15 protein-coding genes are annotated in these 17,131 nt (G+C 64.7%); 11 read left to right on the forward strand and 4 right to left on the reverse strand.

Features of this window, described 5'->3' with window-relative positions:
• The first annotated feature begins 83 nt into the window (after positions 1 to 83).
• From AC0L58_RS14825 to AC0L58_RS14860, 8 genes are all read left to right on the forward strand, one after another.
• A complete protein-coding gene (locus AC0L58_RS14825; protein ID WP_473684714.1) occupies positions 84 to 1,643 on the forward strand; it encodes a S10 family peptidase in 1,560 nt (519 codons plus the stop codon).
• A gap of 15 nt (positions 1,644 to 1,658) precedes the next feature.
• Entirely contained in the window at positions 1,659 to 3,203 is a 1,545-nt protein-coding gene (locus tag AC0L58_RS14830; protein WP_473684716.1) for a S10 family peptidase, read from the forward strand.
• A gap of 149 nt (positions 3,204 to 3,352) precedes the next feature.
• A complete protein-coding gene (gene acpA, locus AC0L58_RS14835; protein ID WP_473684718.1) occupies positions 3,353 to 5,026 on the forward strand; it encodes an acid phosphatase in 1,674 nt (557 codons plus the stop codon).
• Between the two features lie 17 nt (positions 5,027 to 5,043).
• Entirely contained in the window at positions 5,044 to 5,997 is a 954-nt protein-coding gene (gene pip, locus AC0L58_RS14840) for a prolyl aminopeptidase (protein WP_473684720.1), read from the forward strand.
• An 80-nt stretch (positions 5,998 to 6,077) separates the two neighbouring features.
• On the forward strand, positions 6,078 to 6,719 hold the full coding sequence (locus AC0L58_RS14845) for a glutathione S-transferase family protein (RefSeq protein ID WP_473684722.1): 642 nt from the start codon (positions 6,078 to 6,080) through the stop codon (positions 6,717 to 6,719).
• A gap of 129 nt (positions 6,720 to 6,848) precedes the next feature.
• Entirely contained in the window at positions 6,849 to 8,723 is a 1,875-nt protein-coding gene (locus AC0L58_RS14850) for a M1 family metallopeptidase (RefSeq protein ID WP_473684724.1), read from the forward strand.
• Positions 8,724 to 8,826: 103 nt separating this feature from the next.
• Positions 8,827 to 9,771 carry an alpha/beta fold hydrolase gene (locus AC0L58_RS14855; protein ID WP_473688756.1) on the forward strand — a complete coding sequence of 315 codons (945 nt, stop codon included), beginning with the start codon at positions 8,827 to 8,829 and terminating at the stop codon, positions 9,769 to 9,771.
• A 141-nt stretch (positions 9,772 to 9,912) separates the two neighbouring features.
• Positions 9,913 to 10,500: a sterol desaturase family protein gene (locus tag AC0L58_RS14860; RefSeq protein ID WP_473684726.1), complete on the forward strand. Its 588-nt coding sequence runs from the start codon at positions 9,913 to 9,915 to the stop codon at positions 10,498 to 10,500.
• A gap of 142 nt (positions 10,501 to 10,642) precedes the next feature.
• Here the strand turns inward: AC0L58_RS14860 and AC0L58_RS14865 are convergent, their stop codons facing one another.
• The 3 genes from AC0L58_RS14865 to AC0L58_RS14875 form a co-directional block, all read right to left on the reverse strand.
• Positions 10,643 to 11,413 carry a M48 family metallopeptidase gene (locus AC0L58_RS14865; protein ID WP_473684728.1) on the reverse strand — a complete coding sequence of 257 codons (771 nt, stop codon included), beginning with the start codon at positions 11,411 to 11,413 and terminating at the stop codon, positions 10,643 to 10,645.
• Positions 11,414 to 11,547: 134 nt separating this feature from the next.
• Positions 11,548 to 12,465, reverse strand: a complete 918-nt coding sequence (locus AC0L58_RS14870; RefSeq protein ID WP_473684730.1) for a recombination-associated protein RdgC — start codon at positions 12,463 to 12,465, stop codon at positions 11,548 to 11,550.
• A 115-nt stretch (positions 12,466 to 12,580) separates the two neighbouring features.
• The gene (locus tag AC0L58_RS14875; RefSeq protein ID WP_473684732.1) at positions 12,581 to 13,783 is read right to left on the reverse strand and encodes an amino acid aminotransferase; all 1,203 of its coding nucleotides are present in this window, start codon (positions 13,781 to 13,783) and stop codon (positions 12,581 to 12,583) included.
• Positions 13,784 to 14,058: 275 nt separating this feature from the next.
• Here AC0L58_RS14875 and AC0L58_RS14880 point away from each other — a divergent pair, with 275 nt between their 5' ends.
• Positions 14,059 to 14,265 (forward strand): YdcH family protein, encoded by a 207-nt coding sequence (locus AC0L58_RS14880; RefSeq protein ID WP_473684734.1) that lies wholly within the window; start codon positions 14,059 to 14,061, stop codon positions 14,263 to 14,265.
• Entirely contained in the window at positions 14,258 to 14,887 is a 630-nt protein-coding gene (locus tag AC0L58_RS14885) for a GNAT family N-acetyltransferase (protein ID WP_473684736.1), read from the forward strand. The genes AC0L58_RS14880 and AC0L58_RS14885 overlap by 8 nt, the downstream gene beginning before the upstream one ends.
• 99 nt (positions 14,888 to 14,986) lie before the next feature.
• Here AC0L58_RS14885 and pssA read toward each other — a convergent pair whose 3' ends face one another.
• Positions 14,987 to 16,390, reverse strand: a complete 1,404-nt coding sequence (gene pssA / locus AC0L58_RS14890) for a CDP-diacylglycerol--serine O-phosphatidyltransferase (RefSeq protein WP_473684738.1) — start codon at positions 16,388 to 16,390, stop codon at positions 14,987 to 14,989.
• Positions 16,391 to 16,564: 174 nt separating this feature from the next.
• On the opposite strand from pssA, the gene AC0L58_RS14895 reads away from it, so the two are divergent.
• Positions 16,565 to 17,131: a sigma-70 family RNA polymerase sigma factor gene (locus AC0L58_RS14895; RefSeq protein WP_473684740.1), complete on the forward strand. Its 567-nt coding sequence runs from the start codon at positions 16,565 to 16,567 to the stop codon at positions 17,129 to 17,131.

Raw genomic sequence — 17,131 nt, forward strand, 5'->3', positions numbered from 1 at the left:
AGCTACCAGTACTTTTGTCACAGTCGCCCGCGAACTTGCGGCCGCATACTCACACGCTGTGCTCGTGCAACCAGGGGATTGCGATGCGTCATCTTGTTTCGCTGTTGTTGGCAGGCGCCGTGGCGCTGGGCTGCGTGCCGGCCGGCCACGCTGCCGAAGCCGCCTCTCCGGCCAAGGCCACATCCAGCGCCTCGCATGAGGCACCGGTAGACAGCAGGATTCCCACCACCGAAACCGCGGTGCGCACCGAACACAGCGCCAGCATCGGTGGCCACATGATCAAGTACACCGCCACCGCCGGCACCGTGATCATCCGCGACGAAAAGAACAAGCCGCAGGCGAGCGTGTTCTACGTGGCCTACACGCTAGACGGTGCCCGGCCCGGCAAACGTCCGGTGACCTTCCTCTACAACGGCGGACCCGGCTCCTCCAGCGTGTGGCTGCACATGGGCTCGTTCGGTCCGGTCCGGATCGAGACGGCCAGCCCGCAGGCCACCGCGCCGCCGCCGTATCACCTGGTGGCGAACAACGACAGCCTGCTCGACAAGACCGATCTGGTCTTCATCGATGCGGTTGGCGCCGGTTACTCGCGCCCGCTGGGCAAGGCCACCGGCAAGGACTTCTGGGGCGTGGACCAGGACATCTCCGCGTTCAGCCGGGCGATCGAGCGCTACGTCACCATCAATCACCGCTGGAACTCGCCAAAGTTCCTGTACGGCGAAAGCTACGGCACCACGCGCTCCGCCGCGCTGGTCGACGCCTTGCAGGACAAGGGCATGGCCTTCAACGGCGTGATCCTGATGTCCTCGATCCTCAACTACGCGATCCGCATGCCGGGCTACGACGAAAGCTATGTCGGCTACCTGCCCAGCTTCGCCGCGGCCGCGTGGTACCACGACAAGATTGCGAACAAGCCGGCCGACCTGAAGACCTTAGTCGACCAGGCGCGCGCGTGGGCACGCGGGCCGTATGCCGCCGCGCTTGCGCAGGGCCAGAATCTGCCAGCCGCGCAGGTCGATGCGATCGCCACGCAGATGGCCGGCTACACCGGCTTGTCGGTGCAATACATCAAGGAGGCGAACCTGCGTGTCGACCCCAGCCGCTTCCGCAAGGAGCTGCTGCGCGACCAGCGGCTTACCCTGGGCCGCTTCGACAGCCGCTTCACCGGCACCGATCCGGATGCGGCGGGTGAAACACCGGACTACGATGCCTCGGACACCGGCATCAGCGGCGCCTTCGTCAGCGCCTTCCACGACTACCTCACCAACCAGCTCGACTACCACAGCAAACTTGACTACCGCCCCACCTACGGCCAGATCATCCGCGGCTGGGACTGGAAGCACCGGGCCTCGGGCATGCGCCGCCAGCTGCCGTTGCCGTACGTGGCCGGCGACCTGGCACACGCGATGCGCACCAATCCCGGTCTGAAGGTGCTGTCGGTCAACGGTTACTATGATTTCGCCACGCCGTTCTCGATCACCGAGTACGACCTGGCGCACATGAACCTGGACCCGTCGCTGCGCGGCAACCTGTCGTTCCTGTACTACCCGTCGGGGCACATGATCTACCTCGATGTCGATTCGCTGAAGCAGCTCAAGGGCGATCTGTCCCGCTTCTACGACCACGCCGCGCCGACGCGCTGATACGGAGTCACGACCATGCGCCATTCACTGCTCGCTCCCCTCGCACTGACCGCACTGCTCGGTCTGGCCGGCCCGATCCATGCCGCCGATGCGCCCAAGCCAGACACCAAGGCACACGCCGACAAGAAGGACGCCTTGCCGATTCCGCCCGAACGCAAGGTGGTGACCTCGCACAGCGTGCGCATCGACGGTCGCAACATCGCCTACAAGGCCACCACCGGCACCTTGCTGATCAACGATGACAAGGGCAAGCCGACGGTCAGCATGTTCTACGTGGCCTACACCGTCGACGGCGACAAGTCGGCCAATCGGCCGGTTACCTTCCTGTTCAATGGCGGTCCGGGCTCCTCCAGCATGTGGCTGCACATGGGCTCGTTCGGACCGGTGCGGGTCGCCAACCAGGGCGACAAGCCGATCCCGCCGCCGCCCTACACGACCGTGCCGAACCAGTACAGCCTGCTCGACAAATCCGATCTGGTCTTCATCGACGCGCCGGGCACCGGCTATTCGCAACTGGTCGGCGACGCCAAGGGCAAGGACTTCTACGGCCTGGACCAGGACGCCGACGCGTTCGCCAAGTTCATCACCCGTTACATCGGCGACAACCACCGCTGGAACTCGCCGAAGTTCCTGTTCGGCGAGAGCTACGGCACCACGCGCTCGGCGATCCTGGCCAAGGTGTTGCAGGATCAGGGCATGGAGCTCAACGGCATCGTGCTGATGTCCTCGATCCTGGATTTCAGCGTATGGGCCAACACCGGCGTGGACCATGGCTACATCGTCAACCTGCCGACCGAGGCAGCGATCGCCTGGTACCACGACAAGGTGCCGAACAAACCCGCCGACCTGGCCGGCTTCATGAACACCGTGCGCCACTTCGCCAGTACCGACTACACCCTGGCGTTGGCCAAGGGCGACGCGATCACGCCGGCCGAAGCCGACCGCATCGCCACCCAGCTCAGCCAGTACACCGGGCTGTCGACCACCTATATCAAGGAAGCGAACCTGCGCATCGATCCCAGTCGTTTCCGCAAGGAACTGCTGCGCGACCAGCGCCGCACGGTGGGACGTCTGGACGGCCGTTTCGAAGGCATCGATCCGGACGCCGCTGGCGAAACGCCTGATGGCGACGCCGCCAGCGATGCTGCCACCGGCGCCTATCTGGCCGCCTTGAACCAGTACGTGGAAAGCGATCTCAAATACACCGGCGACCACGCCTACCTGCCCAACAACTACGGCGTGATCAACCGCAATTGGGACTGGAAGCGCAAGAACGAGCGCTTTCCGCAGGCGCCCTACGTGGGCAGCGATCTGGCCGACACCATGCGACGCAATCCGCACCTGAAGGTGTTCTCCGCCAACGGCTACTACGATCTGGCCACACCGTTCTACGCCACCGAGTTCGACCTCGGTCACCTCAGCCTGGATCCGGCGATCCGCAAGAATATCGAATATGGTTTCTATGCCTCGGGGCACATGATCTATTTCGACGTGGATGCGCTGAAGCAGGTCAAGGCCGACCTGGCGCGCTTCTATGACGAGGCGGCACCACGCTCGTGAACCTCGTTTGATGCGGTCAGTGGATATGAATCCAGCCACCACTTTTTGGAAGTGCCGGCGGGCAGAGCCCGCCCTACACCGCGGTGTTGTAGGGCGGGCTCTGCCCGTCGACTCGCATCACGCCAATGCCGTGACGGTATTCTCGACCCATGACTGACAAACCGGATAACCCCGAGCGGGACAAGCCCAGCAACCCGGAACGTCGCCGCCTGCTCGGCGGCATCGCGCTGGCGGGTGCGGCTGTCACGCTCGGTGGTTGCCACGGCGGCGCGACCGCGACGACACCGGATGACGCCGCGCTGGACGCCAAGCTGCGCGAGCACATCCACACCGTGGTCGTGCTGTACGCCGAAAACCGGAGCTTCAACAACTTGTTTGCCGGCTTCCCGGGGCTGGAACGCCCGCTGAAAGCGCTTGACTCGCCCGAGTACCGCCAGCGCGATCGCGACGGCACCTTGCTGACAATGCTGCCGCCCATCTGGAGCGGCCTGGTGCCCAAGCCGCAGACCGTCGATGGTCGCCACTACCATATCGACGAAAAGGCCATCGTCGGCCTGCCCAACCAGCCCTTTGCGCTGCGCACGCCGCAAGGCGCACCGCTGCCGCACGATGTGATCACGCGCGATCTGATCCACCGATTCTATGAAAACCAGTTGCAGATCAACGGCGGTCGCAACGACGGCTTCGTCGCGTGGGGCAACACCGGTGCGATGGTGATGGGCCACTACGCCGACAGCGCGAAGCAGTTGCGGCTGTGGCAAATTGCCCGGCAATTCACCCTCTGCGACAACTTCTTCATGGGTGCATTTGGCGGCTCGTTCCTCAATCACCAATACCTGGCCGCTGCACAACCGCCGTTTTATCCTGATGCCGACCAGAGTCCTGCGAAGTTCCAGATCGCCGTCATGCAGGGCGATGACCCCAGCAGTATCCGGCCAAAGCTGGCCGAGGATTCGCCAGCCAGCGCCATGCAGGGGCGACCGCAGTGGGCATCTCACGATGCGCTCACGCCCGATTTCTGGGCGGTCAACACCATCGGCCCGGCCTATGCACCGGGCTTCAATCAGGACCCGCAAGATCCGCAGCTGGCCGATGCCGGCAGCCCGAATACCCTGCCACCGCAAATGCACCTGACCATCGGCGATATGCTTTCGCGAAGCGGCGTCGACTGGGCCTGGTACGCCGGTGCGTGGCAACTTGCGCTGGAGGGCCGCGGCCAGGGCGACCACAAGGAATTTCCGCAAGCCCCGGATTTCCAACCCCATCATCAACCGTTCAACTACTTCCGCCAATTCGCGCCCGGCACCGCGGCACGCCGGCAGCACTTGCGCGACGCCGGCACTGGCAGCACGGCCGACAGCAACCACTTCGTCGCCGCCGCCGAAGCCGGCACGCTGCCAGCGGTCGCGTTCTACAAACCGCAAGGCAACCTCAACATGCATGCCGGCTATGCCAGCGTCGAGGACGGAGACGAGCACCTGGCGCAGGTGATCGAGGCGCTGCGAAAGAGCCCGCAATGGCCACACATGCTGGTGGTGCTCACGGTGGACGAGAACGGCGGCTGGTGGGACCACGTGGCGCCGCCCAAGGGCGACCGCTGGGGGCCGGGTACACGCATCCCGGCGATCATCGTGTCGCCGCATGCGAAGAAGGGCTTTGTCGACCACACCATCTACGACACCGGCTCGATCCTGCGCTTCATCACCCGCCGTTTCAGCCTGAATAAACTGCCCGGCCTGAAATTGCGTGACGCCTCGATGATTGCCGCTGGCGGGCCTCCGCCCGGGGACCTCACCGCTGCGCTGCAATTCGAACCAAGTTGATCCAGGGAGTCCAAACCATGCGCGAGCTGTACCCCGAGATCGAGCCGTACCAGACCCATCGTCTGGCGGTCGATGCGCTGCACACCTTGCACGTGGAAGAGTGCGGCAATGCGGCCGGCCTGCCGGTGGTGTTCCTGCACGGCGGCCCCGGGGCGGGGCTCTCCACCTATCACCGCCGCTTCTTTGATCCGGCGCGCTACCACATCGTGCTGTTCGACCAGCGCGGATGCGGGAAGTCGACGCCCTTCGCCGAGCTCACCGACAACACCACCGCGCACCTGGTCGCGGACATCGAGGCCATCCGCGAGCATCTGGGCATCGACCGCTGGGTGGTGTTCGGCGGCTCGTGGGGTTCGACCCTGGCCCTGGCCTACGCGCAGGCGCATCCGGAACGAAGCCTGGGCATCGTGCTTCGCGGCATCTTTCTCGGACGACCGCAGGAATTGCGCTGGTTCAACGAGATGGATGGTGGCGCCGCACAGATCTTTCCCGAACGCTGGGCGCGCTTTCGCGACTTCATCCCGCCCGAGGAACGTGGCGCGCTGACCGATGCCTACTGGCAGCGGCTGAACAGCTCCGACGAGGCTACCCGGCTCGCCGCGGCGCAAGCCTGGAGTGCATGGGAAGGCGGCAGCACCACGCTGGTCCACGACCCGGACGCTGAAGGCATCTTCGAGGATCCCCATCATGCCGTCAGCGTGGCCCTCGTCGAAGCGCACTACTTTCGCCATGCGCTCTTTCTCGAACCCGACCAGTTGCTGCGCGATGTCGAACGCATCCGGCATATCCCGGCCACCATCGTGCAAGGCCGCTACGACATCATCTGCCCGGCCGTCAGCGCCTGGGACCTGAGCCGGGCCTGGCCCGAAGCCAGCCTGCACATGGTGCTGGCCGGCCACAGCGCGGCCGATCCGGCGATCGTGGATCAGCTGGTGCAGGCGACCGATCTCCTCGCCGATCGCTATTGCTGACGTCGGCGCAAGAAACGGATGGCTTGCGTCGGCATGCGGTGTGAAGCTTCGCGCTTTCCAACTTTCGCCCGGAAAGCGCCATGCTGACATTGTTCGACTATCTGCCGTCGCAGAATGCGTGGAAGGTGCGTCTGCTGCTCAATCACCTGAATAAGCCGTACCGCACGATACCGGTGAGCATCTTCGACGGAGAGGGGCAGACGACGGAGTACCGGCAGATCAATCCCACCGGCACCGTACCGGCGATTCGACTCGATGACGGTCGTGTGTTGGCGGAGTCGAACGCAATCCTGCGCTACCTCGCCGAGGGCAGCGTCTATCTGCCAACAGACGCGTTCGGGCAAGCGAAAGTGCAGCAATGGCTGCATTTCGAGCAGGAGCGGGTGGAGTCGGTGATAGGCGCGCTGCGTCACTGGACGCTGACCGGCAAGCTGGCACGACGTGAGCCCGGCCTGATCGAGGCGAAGCGAAGGGCCGGCGAACGTTCGCTGGCGATCCTCGAAGCAGAGCTGGTGACGCGGCCATTCATCGCCGGCGAAACCTACGGCATTGCCGACATGGCAATGTTCGCCTATGGCAGTCGCGCGGAGGAAGCTGGACTGTCGCTTGAAACCTGCACGCATTTTCGCGCGTGGATCGCACGGGTGGAGGCACAACCCGGCTTTCTGGCCACCATGCATCCGTATTCCATCGACCCCAGCTCTGCCCGCGAACTGCCTTAGGAAAGCGCTGGCGAAGTATCGAACGACAGAGGAACCGCGCAGCCACGGCAGCCCGCCCGGGCCTTTAGTCACAGGCGGCATCGCTCGGCGCAATGGCATACTCGGGGTTTCCCGGCACGAGAGTTCCCCATGCGCCTGCTGCCTGTTCTCGCCCTCGGTACGCTGATGCTGCCGCTGGCCGCCCATGCCAATGATCCCCATTCCTATGCACAGCCCGACCAGGTGGTCGTGACCCATCTGGATCTCGACCTGAAGGTGGACTTCGCGCACAAGCAGCTCGATGGCGTGGCGACGCTGAAGCTGGACTGGAAGGACCCGGCGGCGCCGTCACTGGTGCTGGATACCCGTGACCTGAAGATCGCCTCGATCAGTGCCATCGACGCCGGCGGCAAGTCCAGGGCGCTGAAGTACGCACTCGCGCCGCGTGACAAGGAACTCGGCAGCAAGCTCACAATCACTGCCCCGAAGCACCCGGCGCAAGTGCGCATCGTCTACACCACCTCGCCCAAGGCCTCCGGCCTGCAATGGCTGACCCCGGCACAGACGGCGGACAAGAAGGCGCCCTTCATGTTCTCGCAGTCCGAGTCGATCCACGCACGCTCGTGGGTGCCGCTGCAGGATTCCCCGGCGATCCGCTTCACCTATGACGCGCATGTCACCGCGCCGAAGAACATTCGCGTGGTGATGAGCGCGCTCAACGACGCAAAGCATCCGCTGGATGGCGATTTCCGCTTCGACCAGCCACACCCGATTCCGTCCTACCTCTTGGCGATTGCCGCCGGTGACCTCGCGGTGGAGGAGACCGGGCCTCGCTCGGCCGTCTACGCCGAGCCGTCGGTGGTGGGCAAGGCCGCCCACGAATTCGAGGACACCGAGAAACTGATCGAGGCGACCGAGAAGCTGTACGGCCCGTATGCCTGGGGCCGCTACGACATCCTGGTGCTGCCGCCGTCGTTCCCGTTCGGCGGCATGGAAAACCCGAACATGACCTTCGCCACGCCGACCGTGCTTGTCGGCGACAAGAGCCTGGTCTCACTGGTCTCGCATGAGCTGGCGCACTCCTGGTCGGGCAACCTGGTCACCGCCGCGGCATGGCGCGACATCTGGCTCAACGAAGGGTTCACCACCTACGTGCAGGGCCGCATCACCGAGGCGGTGTATGGCGAGCGCCAGGCCAACGAGGAGGCGCTGCTGTCGGCACGCGCACTGCAGAAGAGCATCGGCGACATGCCCGCCAACTCGCAGAAGCTGGCACCCGATCCGCGCGGCGTGGGCGCCGATGACTCGCTGTCGGACGTGGCCTACGACAAGGGCTCGTGGTTCCTGCGCACGCTGGAGCAGCGCTTCGGCCGCAAGGATTTCGACACCTACCTCAAGGGCTATTTCAAGCACTTTGCCTGGCACAGCATCACCACCGAGCAAATGCTCGATTACATGAAGCCCAACCTGATCGAGAAGTACCCCGGCAAGATGAGCTGGGCCGAGGTGCGCGAGTGGGTCTATGGCACTGGCATCCCCAAGGATGCGCCGCTGCCCGACTCGCCCCGTTTCGACGCCATCGACAAGGAGCGCAGCGGGTTCCTGGCCGGCACCCTGGCCGCCGACAAGCTGGACGCGAAAAGCTGGAACACGCAGGAGTGGATGTACTTCCTCGATCGCCTGCCCGACGCGCCGCCGCTGGACAAGATGCAGCAACTGGATAGCGCCTGGCACCTCACCGGCACGCCGAACGCCGAGATCGGGATGCGCTGGTACAGCCACGCCATTGCCGCGGGCGACAAGGCCGTGTGGCCGGCCGCGGGCGAGCACATGATCCGGATCGGCCGGATCTACCTCACCACGCCGTTGTACAAGGCACTGGTGAAGACCCCCGAGGGACTCGCCTACGCCGAGCAGGTCTATGCCAAGGCCAAGCCCGGTTACCACCCACTGACGCAGAAGGTGGTCGAAGGCATCATCGCCAAGGCGAAGCAGCCGGAGAAGAAGGCGGACAAACCGCACTGATCGCCCGCCGGCCCTCGTCCGGAAAAGCACGTAACCCGCCGCCAGCAGACCAGGAAGCCTGATGCCCGCACCAACCATCGCCACCACCCCACTCTGGAAACACATGCTGCGTCGCCGCCTGAAGTTTCTGGCCTGGCTGGTGGCGGTGCTGGTCATCGTGCTGGGCGGCAGCTACCTGTTCGCGCCGCAATGGCTGATGCGTGCCAACTTCATGCGCGAGGCGATGGCGGCGAAGCTGGAGAAACGGTCGATCCAGGCCGGCGATACCCGCTGGGTCTACTACGAAGGCGGCACCGGCCCGACCATCGTGCTGCTGCACGGTTTCGCCAGCGACAAGGAGGTCTGGTTGCCGGTGGCCAGGCTGCTGACGCCACATTTCCACCTGATCATTCCCGACCTGCCAGGCTGGGGTGAATCGTCGCGCAGCGCGGAGGCCAACTACGACATCGACACGCAGGCCGCGCGCCTCGATACGTTCGTGCAGGAGTTGCACCTGAATCGCTTCCTGTTGGTCGGTCACTCGATGGGCGGCGCGATCGCGGGAGTGTACGCGGCGGATCACCCGGATCATGTGGCCGGGCTGGCCCTGGTCGACGCATTCGGCCTGAAATCCACACCGAATACGTTCGACCGGGAAGCGATGGCCGGCAAGGACCCGTTCCTGTTCGACGATCACGCAGGGTTTGCCCGGGCCATGGCGCTGGCATTCGAGAAGCCGCCGGAGATCCCGGGCCGCTTTGTCGACGTGCTGGTCAAGCGCAACCAGCATGACCACGCATTCATTCAGCGCACCTTCGACGCGCTGCGGCAACCGTCGCAATATCTGGCCATTCAGCACCGGCTGGATCAACTCACCATGCCGGTGCTGGGGATGTGGTGCCACGACGACAGGATTGTCGACCTGTCGGCACTGGACAGCCTGCGCAACGGCCTCACCGCCGCCAGGGCGATCAGTACGAGTACACTCAGCGGCTGCAATCACATGCCGATGCTGGAAAAGCCTTCGGAAACGGCGCAGATCCTCACCGGTTTCGCGCTGTCACACTGATCCGGGTCATGGCGGTAGTTGAACCGCACGTTTATGGTCTGGCCGAAGTGTGTTGAGGTATTGTGAATTGCTGCCAACAACATGGGAGAATGGACGCATGACCCTGCTAACTGGCAACCGGCCTTGCACGAAAATGCATCGATGAAGCGAAGCCTCTTGCGCTCGGGCGTGGACGCGATCGCCCGCATGTCCACCACTCCCGCCAACTACTGGGCCGAACTGGTCCTGGATACGGTGCTGGGTGCGGTGTTGCTGGCCGAAGGCTGGCGCCGGGGCGTGGGCGGGCCCTGGATCGCGTTGCTGGCCTGTCTGCTCGGGCTGTTCGCCTTCAGCTTCATCGAGTATTTCTTCCATCGCTGGATGTTCCATACCCGCATTCCGCTGTTCGAGCAGGGCCACCGCATGCACCATGAGCGCCCGCTCGGCTACGACTCGCTGCCATTCTTTCTTCCGGCCGTGGTGCTGCTCGCCCTGACCGGATTGCTGGTGGTGCTGATGCCGACCGGGTTCGCCCTGCTGCTGGCTGGCTCGATCACGTTCGGCTACATCATCTACGGCCTGGTTCACTTCATCATCCACCACGTGCGCTTCAAACAGCCCATGCTGCGCCGCTGGGCCGGTGCGCACCATGTGCACCACTACCATCCGGATACCAACTTCGGCGTCACCACGCCACTTTGGGATATCCTGCTGCGCACGCGCTACGTGCGACAGCCGCGCAAGGTTTGAGTTGATCGCTACATCTTTGCTGGAGCCGGGTCAGGCGTGATGGTCCCGGCGGTGTTCGGTGTTCGGTGTTCAGTGCATCACGAACAGCGTGCGCTCATGCACGTTCGGTGCGGAGCGCGACAGGTCGCGAACAACAGGGCTTTCAATCCGCCACGTCGGCGATCAGCCGGTCGAGTTCGGCCTTGAGGATCGCCCCATGCTGGCGCAGCCAATCGCGCTGTTCGCGCCAGTGCGGAAACAGGCTTTCCACCTGAAGCCAGAAGCGTGGCGAATGATTGCGCACCTTGAGATGGCACAGCTCGTGGGCCAGCACGTAGCGCAGCGCCGCCGGGGGTGCCAGCGCCAGCGCGAGGTCGAGGTTGATGCGGTCGCGCGTGTCCAGGCTGCCCCACAGGCTCTTCATCGGGCGAATCCGCAGCGAAGTCGGTGCCAGCCCCAGTTGAGGCACATAACTGGCCAGCCAGCGTGAGACATCGCGCCGGATCAGCGCCTCCAGATGCGAAGCGAGCAGCCCGCGGGCGATCGGCAAGGCCCGGCTGTGCGGGCGCGGGATCACCAGGGTCAGGCCCTGCGCGCAGGTTTCGATTTTCGGATAGGCCCCTTCAGCCCAGTCCAGCGTCGCCTCTTCCCCGCGCAAGGGAAATACGCAGGGATGACCCACGCGCAGCGCTGGCAGCGGCTTCACGCTGAGGTTCAGTTCGTCGAGCTTCTTCTCCAGCCACTCGGCGTGGCTGCGCAGGAAAGCGCTGACCTGGGACGGATGCGTGCCGCGCGGATACGACACGCGAGCGCCCTTCGGAGTTACCGTCAGGCGCAAACGCCGCGCACGCGGGTGGGCGGCCTTCAACACGCGGATGGTGTTGCCGCCCGTGGTCGCCAGTTCCAGCCAATCGCCTTCGAGATGCTGCGTCATGATCCGTGCCATCCAGCCGGGCAAGCACGTGCGCCATGCGACGCGTGCCCGGACGGACAGTATGCCGGGAAGCGAGCACTCCGACACAAGGGACTTGTGTCACGCCTGGCGCGAGGCCTTGCCCGGCGGGCGTCTCAGCCGTCCGTGGGACGCGGCAGGCCGAACCACTCTTCCAGCTTGCCCAGCAACCGCTCCAGCTCCAGCGTGAGCAGGGCGAAGCTGGCATCCATCTCGGCATGGGCGTCCTGCTGGCTGTCACCCAGTTCGTCCATCACCACGTCGAGGAATTTCAGCTTGCGGATCACCAGGTCCTCGCCCAGCACGAAGTTGATGCGATCGTCGAAGGTGAGCCCCAGCATGAACACCTGCTTGCCATTGCGCAGGTGCTCCTTCACCTCCTCCGCATCCAGGTCCTGGCGACGGCAGCGCGCAATCGCGCCGCTGGCGGTGGCCGGGTCGCGCAATTCGCACTCGTCGCCCAGCGCCAGGCCGGCCGGCAGGTTGCCGTTGGCCAGCCAGTCGGTCATCAGCACGCGCGGGCCTTCTTCCGGCGCCAGCGGCACGGCGGGAAAGCTGCCCAGGGCCTCGCGCACCTCGGTCAACGCGTTCTCGGCGGACTTGCGGCTGGAGGTATCCAGCACCAGCCAGCCGTTCTTGCGGTCGACGTAGGCGGACATCCGCGACTGCCGCACGAAGGCGCGCGGCAACAGTTCGGTCAACAGATCCTCCTTGATCCGCTTGCGCTCGCGCCCGCCCACCTTGCGCCCTTCTTCCTCGGCGATCTTCTGCACCTTGCGCTGCAGTTCGTCATTGATGACCGCGGCAGGCAGCAGCTTGTCCTCGCCGCCCATGGTGAACAGGGTGCATTGCTTGACCGTGTGGGTCAGCGGCTCGCCCTCGCCGCGGCCGACCGGCGGCACGAAACCCCGGGTGAACATTTCCAGCGAGCCGCAGGGACGCAGGCGATGCTCGCCCAGTGCTTCATCGAGTCGGTCGAGATCGGTGGCGACGGCGGGAGAAAAACGGAACAGCGTGAGATTGCGAAAGAACATTCGGTATCCGGATCATGATGGCCGTGAGGCACGATGTGTTGCTGCCGTCATTCCGGCACCAGCCGTGGCCCGGAAAACCGGAAGACCAGGGTGCTGGAATGACGCCAGGGAAAATTCAGCGCGTGACCGCCGCCACGGCCGCGGCCACCGTGTCGAGGTTCGCGCGGTTGAGCGCGGCCACGCAGATGCGCCCGCTGTCGAGCGCGTAAATGGCATGTTCTTCGCGCAAACGCAGCACCTGCGCCTTGCTCAGTCCCGAGTACGAGAACATGCCGGCCTGGCTCTGCACGAAGGCGAACCCGGCCGCGCCATGTGCGGCCAGCCGTTCGACCAGGCCCGCGCGCATGGCATGGATGCGCGTGCGCATCTCGCCCAGTTCCTGCTCCCAGCGCCCGCGCAACTCGCTGCTGCCGAGTACGCCCGCGACCAGGCCCGCGCCATGCGCGGCCGGGCTGGAATAGTTGGCGCGGATGGTCTGCTTGATCTTCGAGCGCAATCGCGCCGCTTCGTCGCGATCGGCACCCACCATCGAAATCGCCCCGACCCGCTCGCCATACAGCGAGAACGACTTGGAATAGGAATTGGCCACCACGAACGCCTTGGTGTCGGAGGCCGCCAGCAGGCGGACGGCGGTGGCATCGGCAGCAATGCCCTGGTCGAAACCCTGGTAGGCCATGTCGATGAATGGCAGCAACCCGCGCTCTTTCAGCAGATCGATCGTCTGCTGCCACTGCTCCGCGGTGAGATCGACCCCGGTGGGGTTGTGGCAGCACGCATGCAGCAACACCACGGTGCCCGGTTCCAGCCGGGCCAGGTCTTCCAGCATGCCGGCGAAGTCGAGGCCGTGGGTTGCCGGGTCGTAGTAGCGATAGTCCAGCAATTCGAAGCCGGCGGTGCGGAACACCACGTGATGGTTGCCCCAGCTGGGATTGCTGATCGCGATCTTCGCGCCGGCGCCGGCAATCTGCTTGAGCAGGTCCGCCGCCACGCGCAGCGCGGCACTCCCGCCGATGGTCTGCGCGGTGGCCACGCGGCCAGCCTGCAGCAGCGGCGAATCGGTGCCGAACAACAGCTGCTGGGTGAGCTGGATATACGCCGGCAGGCCGTCGATCGGCAGATAACCACGCGGTCTTGCCGCGGCCGTCATGGCCTGCTCCACCTCGTGCACCGCGCGCATCAGCGGGATCTGGCCCTGCTCGTCGACATAAATGCCCACACCGAGATTGATCTTGTGAGGGCGCGCGTCCGCCAGATAGGTCTCGGTCAAGCCCAGGATCGGATCATCGGGGGCCATTTCAACAGGGGCGAAGTAAGACACGTCTGCTACTCGATGGGTGGGTGTGAAGGAACGGACATGCGCGGCTGCGACTGGTCGGCACGCCATCTGGCGCGGGCACATCCCGATGGCACGGGTGCTCCCAAAGCGAGGTGGCTGGAAGGGGCAGACCAGACATGTCCAACCCTGACTATACCAAGACCCGGATCGCCATGAACCGGACCGGACCCGCCTCGGAGACGGAGATCGGCCACCCTCCCCTGCGACGGGAATCATCGCGCTAAAATCGGGGGATGCTCACGGAGGCTGTTGCTGCCATGCAGGTTCAAGATCACGCCGAAATTGTTCACATGCTCGCGGAACTGCGCATGGAGCACCGCGACCTCGATACGGCGATCGAACAACTGGCCCATTCCATCGGCCGCGACGAACTGCAACTGACCCGCCTGAAGAAACGCAAGCTGCTGCTGAAGGATCACATTGCCAGGCTGGAGAGCAAACTGATACCCGATCTCGATGCCTGAGCAGACTGCCCCAAGAAGTCCGCTCGCGCCGGTTCGCCTGCAAGACGAGCATGTGCTGCTCGAACCGTTGCAACTTGATCATGCGGCGGCACTTGATTCGGCTGCGGCAGACGGCAAGTTGTGGGATCTGTGGTTCACCGGCGTGCCGGCACCCGGACAATCCCGCACCTACATCGAAAAGGCGCTGCAGGGCCACGCCGACGGATTGATGTTGCCATTTGCCGTACGCGAGGCGCGCAGTGGCGAGATCGTCGGCACCACCCGCTTCTACGACTTCGTGCCTGATCTGCCGCGCATCGCCATCGGCTACACCTGGTATGCCAGACGCTGGCAGAAAAGCCATCTCAACGTCGCCTGCAAACGCCTTTTGCTGCAGCACGCTTTCGAATCACTGGGCTGCGTCGCGGTGGAGTTCCACACCGACCATCGCAATCTCGATTCGCAACGCGCGATCGAACGCCTCGGCGCCCATCGCGATGGCGTGTTGCGCGCGCACAAGCGCCGCCCCGACAACAGCATCCGCGACACCGTCTGCTATTCGATCCTGGCCAGCGAATGGCCGGATGTGCAGCGCTGGCTGGCCTTGCGCCTCGCCCGGCTCGCAGACACCTGCCGACCGTAGCTGCAGCGTGCAGGAGCGCACCATGTGCGCGAACGGCGGGCGCAGCCCGCCTTACGTGCACAGGACAAGGACCAGCCACGCCAGGTGCGTCCGGCATCGTCACAGCAATCGATTGACCAACCGGTCGATCCGCGTGCGATTGAGGCGCTTCAGTTGCTTGCGCACCGGTGCCGGATATTGGCGTGGACTCTCCAGCGCGCGGTAGTCGGAGAGTCGCGTGGCATGCTGCCGCAGTGCAGCCCACTCGGCCTGATGCTTGGCTTGCAGCAGCCGCGCCGGATCGCGCAGCAACAAGGCATTCTCCAAGTCCAGAGACCATGCGCGCGGATTGAGGTTGTGGCCGGTAAGCACGGCCACGTCATCGTCGATGAACAGCCCTTTCAGGTGATAGCTGTTGTCGCCGTCGCGCCAGAGGTGGAGATTCAGCTGCCCGGCATCGATCTGCCGTCGATGCGCGCGGGCGAAGCGGCGCAGGTTGTTCTCGTACAAATAGGGCAACAAACCGATCGTGGTGAACGGCTGACCGGGTGGAATGAAGAAGTCGCTGGCGGTCTTGTCGCCAACCATGATGTCGATGCGGCAACCGCGTCGCAGCAGTTGCCCCAGCAGCGCCCGCACCGGCCTGGGCAGGTTGAAGTAGGGAGTCAGCAGGATGACCCGTTCGCGCGTGCCGCGCAGCAACGCCAGCAGCACCGCGTCGAGCACGTTGCCGTTGCGGCCAAAGCCGAGCAATGGGGTTACTGCCACCGTGCCGGGTGCCGGGATTTCGGGTGGCACGTTGTAGCTCGCCTGCTGCAATTGCTGGCGCAGGCGGCGGATCTCCGGCTGCAGGCTCCGCGTGGTGGGGACGTTCGTCACGTTAAGCCGCTGCACCGCGGCGCTGCCGGCGAGATGTTGCTGCATGAAGCCGACCATCGACTCCGCCAGTGCGGCATGCCGCAACAGGTGATAACGGTCGAGCCGATAACGTTCGTGCCGTGCCAGGTAGACATCATTGAGGCTGGCGCCGCTGTACAGCAGGGCATCGTCGATCACGAAGCCTTTCAGGTGCAGCACGCCGAACAACTCGCGGTTCTGCACCGGCACGCCGTAGATCGCCACGCCGTCGCCGAGTCGCTCGGCATAGGCACGATACATGCCGGCATTGCCTTCGCTCTTGTCCCTGCCGATCAGGCCCCGCTGGGCCCGATGCCAGTCGACGAACACCGAGATCTGCAGGTCCGGCCGGGCTGACTTGGCGGCATAGAGGGCATCCAGCACTTCACGGCCGGCATCGTCGTCCTGCAGGTACAAGGTGACGAGCACGATGCGCCGGGTGGCCCGGGCGATCAACTGCAGCAGGGTCTGCCGGAAGGCAGCGGGGTCGGGCAGGCAGGTGATTGCGTCCGCTGGCACGGCGAAGGCCGGCAGCGCGTCCGGTACGCGACCTGCGGTACGCGGGGACGGCAGCAGGCGCCGGGCCAGGCGAGCCGGGGCGGCGATCAACGATTTGCGTTCGGTCATGTTCCCCATCATCGCAAACGAAGCTGTCCTCGCCTACCAACCCATGCTTGTCAGCGTGCCCGGCGAACTGCCATGCTGCGCCGGGTCGACGACCACGACGTCGCGCAGACACGCTGCCCGTCATGCTCCGGCGATATGTGCGCAGCCTTGCCACGATCACAGGATGGTTTGCCCATGAGCGTCAGTACCCCGGCCGAGCGCGAAGAACTGAATCAGTTGTTGCGCCAGACCGGCCGCGAAGACCAGAAAGCGTTCGCCGAGCTGTACAAGCGCACCTCGTCCAAGCTGTTCGGCGTGTGCCTGCGCATGCTGCGCGATCGCAGCGAAGCGGAGGAAGTGCTGCAGGAGACCTACACCACGGTATGGCGTCGGGCTTCCAGCTTCGACGCGGCCAAGGCCAGCGCGATCACCTGGCTGGTCACGTTGTCGCGCAACAAATCCATCGACCGCCTGCGCCAGCACCGCGAGGAACAACTGGACGACCCCTTCAAGCTGGATGCCCTGGTCGACGATCAGCCCACTCCGGCGGCCGGTGCCGAGACGGGCCAGGAATACCAGCGCCTCGAACGCTGTCTCGACGAACTGGAGCCGAAACAGCAGAGTTCGGTGCGTGAAGCCTTTTTCACGGGAGCCACGTATAACGAATTGGCGTCACGCTACAAGGTGCCGCTCGGAACCATGAAAAGCTGGATCCGCCGTAGCCTGATGCAACTGCGCACCTGTCTGGAGCAATCCGCCTGA

It is taken from the genome of Rhodanobacter sp. G2-10, from assembly GCF_055809185.1.

Excerpts from the sequence above, each read along its gene's own strand:
- AC0L58_RS14825 (WP_473684714.1), top strand. The coding sequence starts at position 84 with ATGCGTCATCTTGTTTCGCTGTTGTTGGCAGGCGCCGTGGCGCTGGGC.
- AC0L58_RS14830 (WP_473684716.1), top strand. The coding sequence starts at position 1,659 with ATGCGCCATTCACTGCTCGCTCCCCTCGCACTGACCGCACTGCTCGGT.
- acpA (WP_473684718.1), top strand. The coding sequence starts at position 3,353 with ATGACTGACAAACCGGATAACCCCGAGCGGGACAAGCCCAGCAACCCG.
- pip (WP_473684720.1), top strand. The coding sequence starts at position 5,044 with ATGCGCGAGCTGTACCCCGAGATCGAGCCGTACCAGACCCATCGTCTG.
- AC0L58_RS14845 (WP_473684722.1), top strand. The coding sequence starts at position 6,078 with ATGCTGACATTGTTCGACTATCTGCCGTCGCAGAATGCGTGGAAGGTG.
- AC0L58_RS14850 (WP_473684724.1), top strand. The coding sequence starts at position 6,849 with ATGCGCCTGCTGCCTGTTCTCGCCCTCGGTACGCTGATGCTGCCGCTG.
- AC0L58_RS14855 (WP_473688756.1), top strand. The coding sequence starts at position 8,827 with ATGCTGCGTCGCCGCCTGAAGTTTCTGGCCTGGCTGGTGGCGGTGCTG.
- AC0L58_RS14860 (WP_473684726.1), top strand. The coding sequence starts at position 9,913 with ATGAAGCGAAGCCTCTTGCGCTCGGGCGTGGACGCGATCGCCCGCATG.
- AC0L58_RS14865 (WP_473684728.1), bottom strand. The coding sequence starts at position 11,413 with ATGACGCAGCATCTCGAAGGCGATTGGCTGGAACTGGCGACCACGGGC.
- AC0L58_RS14870 (WP_473684730.1), bottom strand. The coding sequence starts at position 12,465 with ATGTTCTTTCGCAATCTCACGCTGTTCCGTTTTTCTCCCGCCGTCGCC.
- AC0L58_RS14880 (WP_473684734.1), top strand. The coding sequence starts at position 14,059 with ATGCAGGTTCAAGATCACGCCGAAATTGTTCACATGCTCGCGGAACTG.
- AC0L58_RS14885 (WP_473684736.1), top strand. The coding sequence starts at position 14,258 with ATGCCTGAGCAGACTGCCCCAAGAAGTCCGCTCGCGCCGGTTCGCCTG.
- pssA (WP_473684738.1), bottom strand. The coding sequence starts at position 16,390 with ATGACCGAACGCAAATCGTTGATCGCCGCCCCGGCTCGCCTGGCCCGG.
- AC0L58_RS14895 (WP_473684740.1), top strand. The coding sequence starts at position 16,565 with ATGAGCGTCAGTACCCCGGCCGAGCGCGAAGAACTGAATCAGTTGTTG.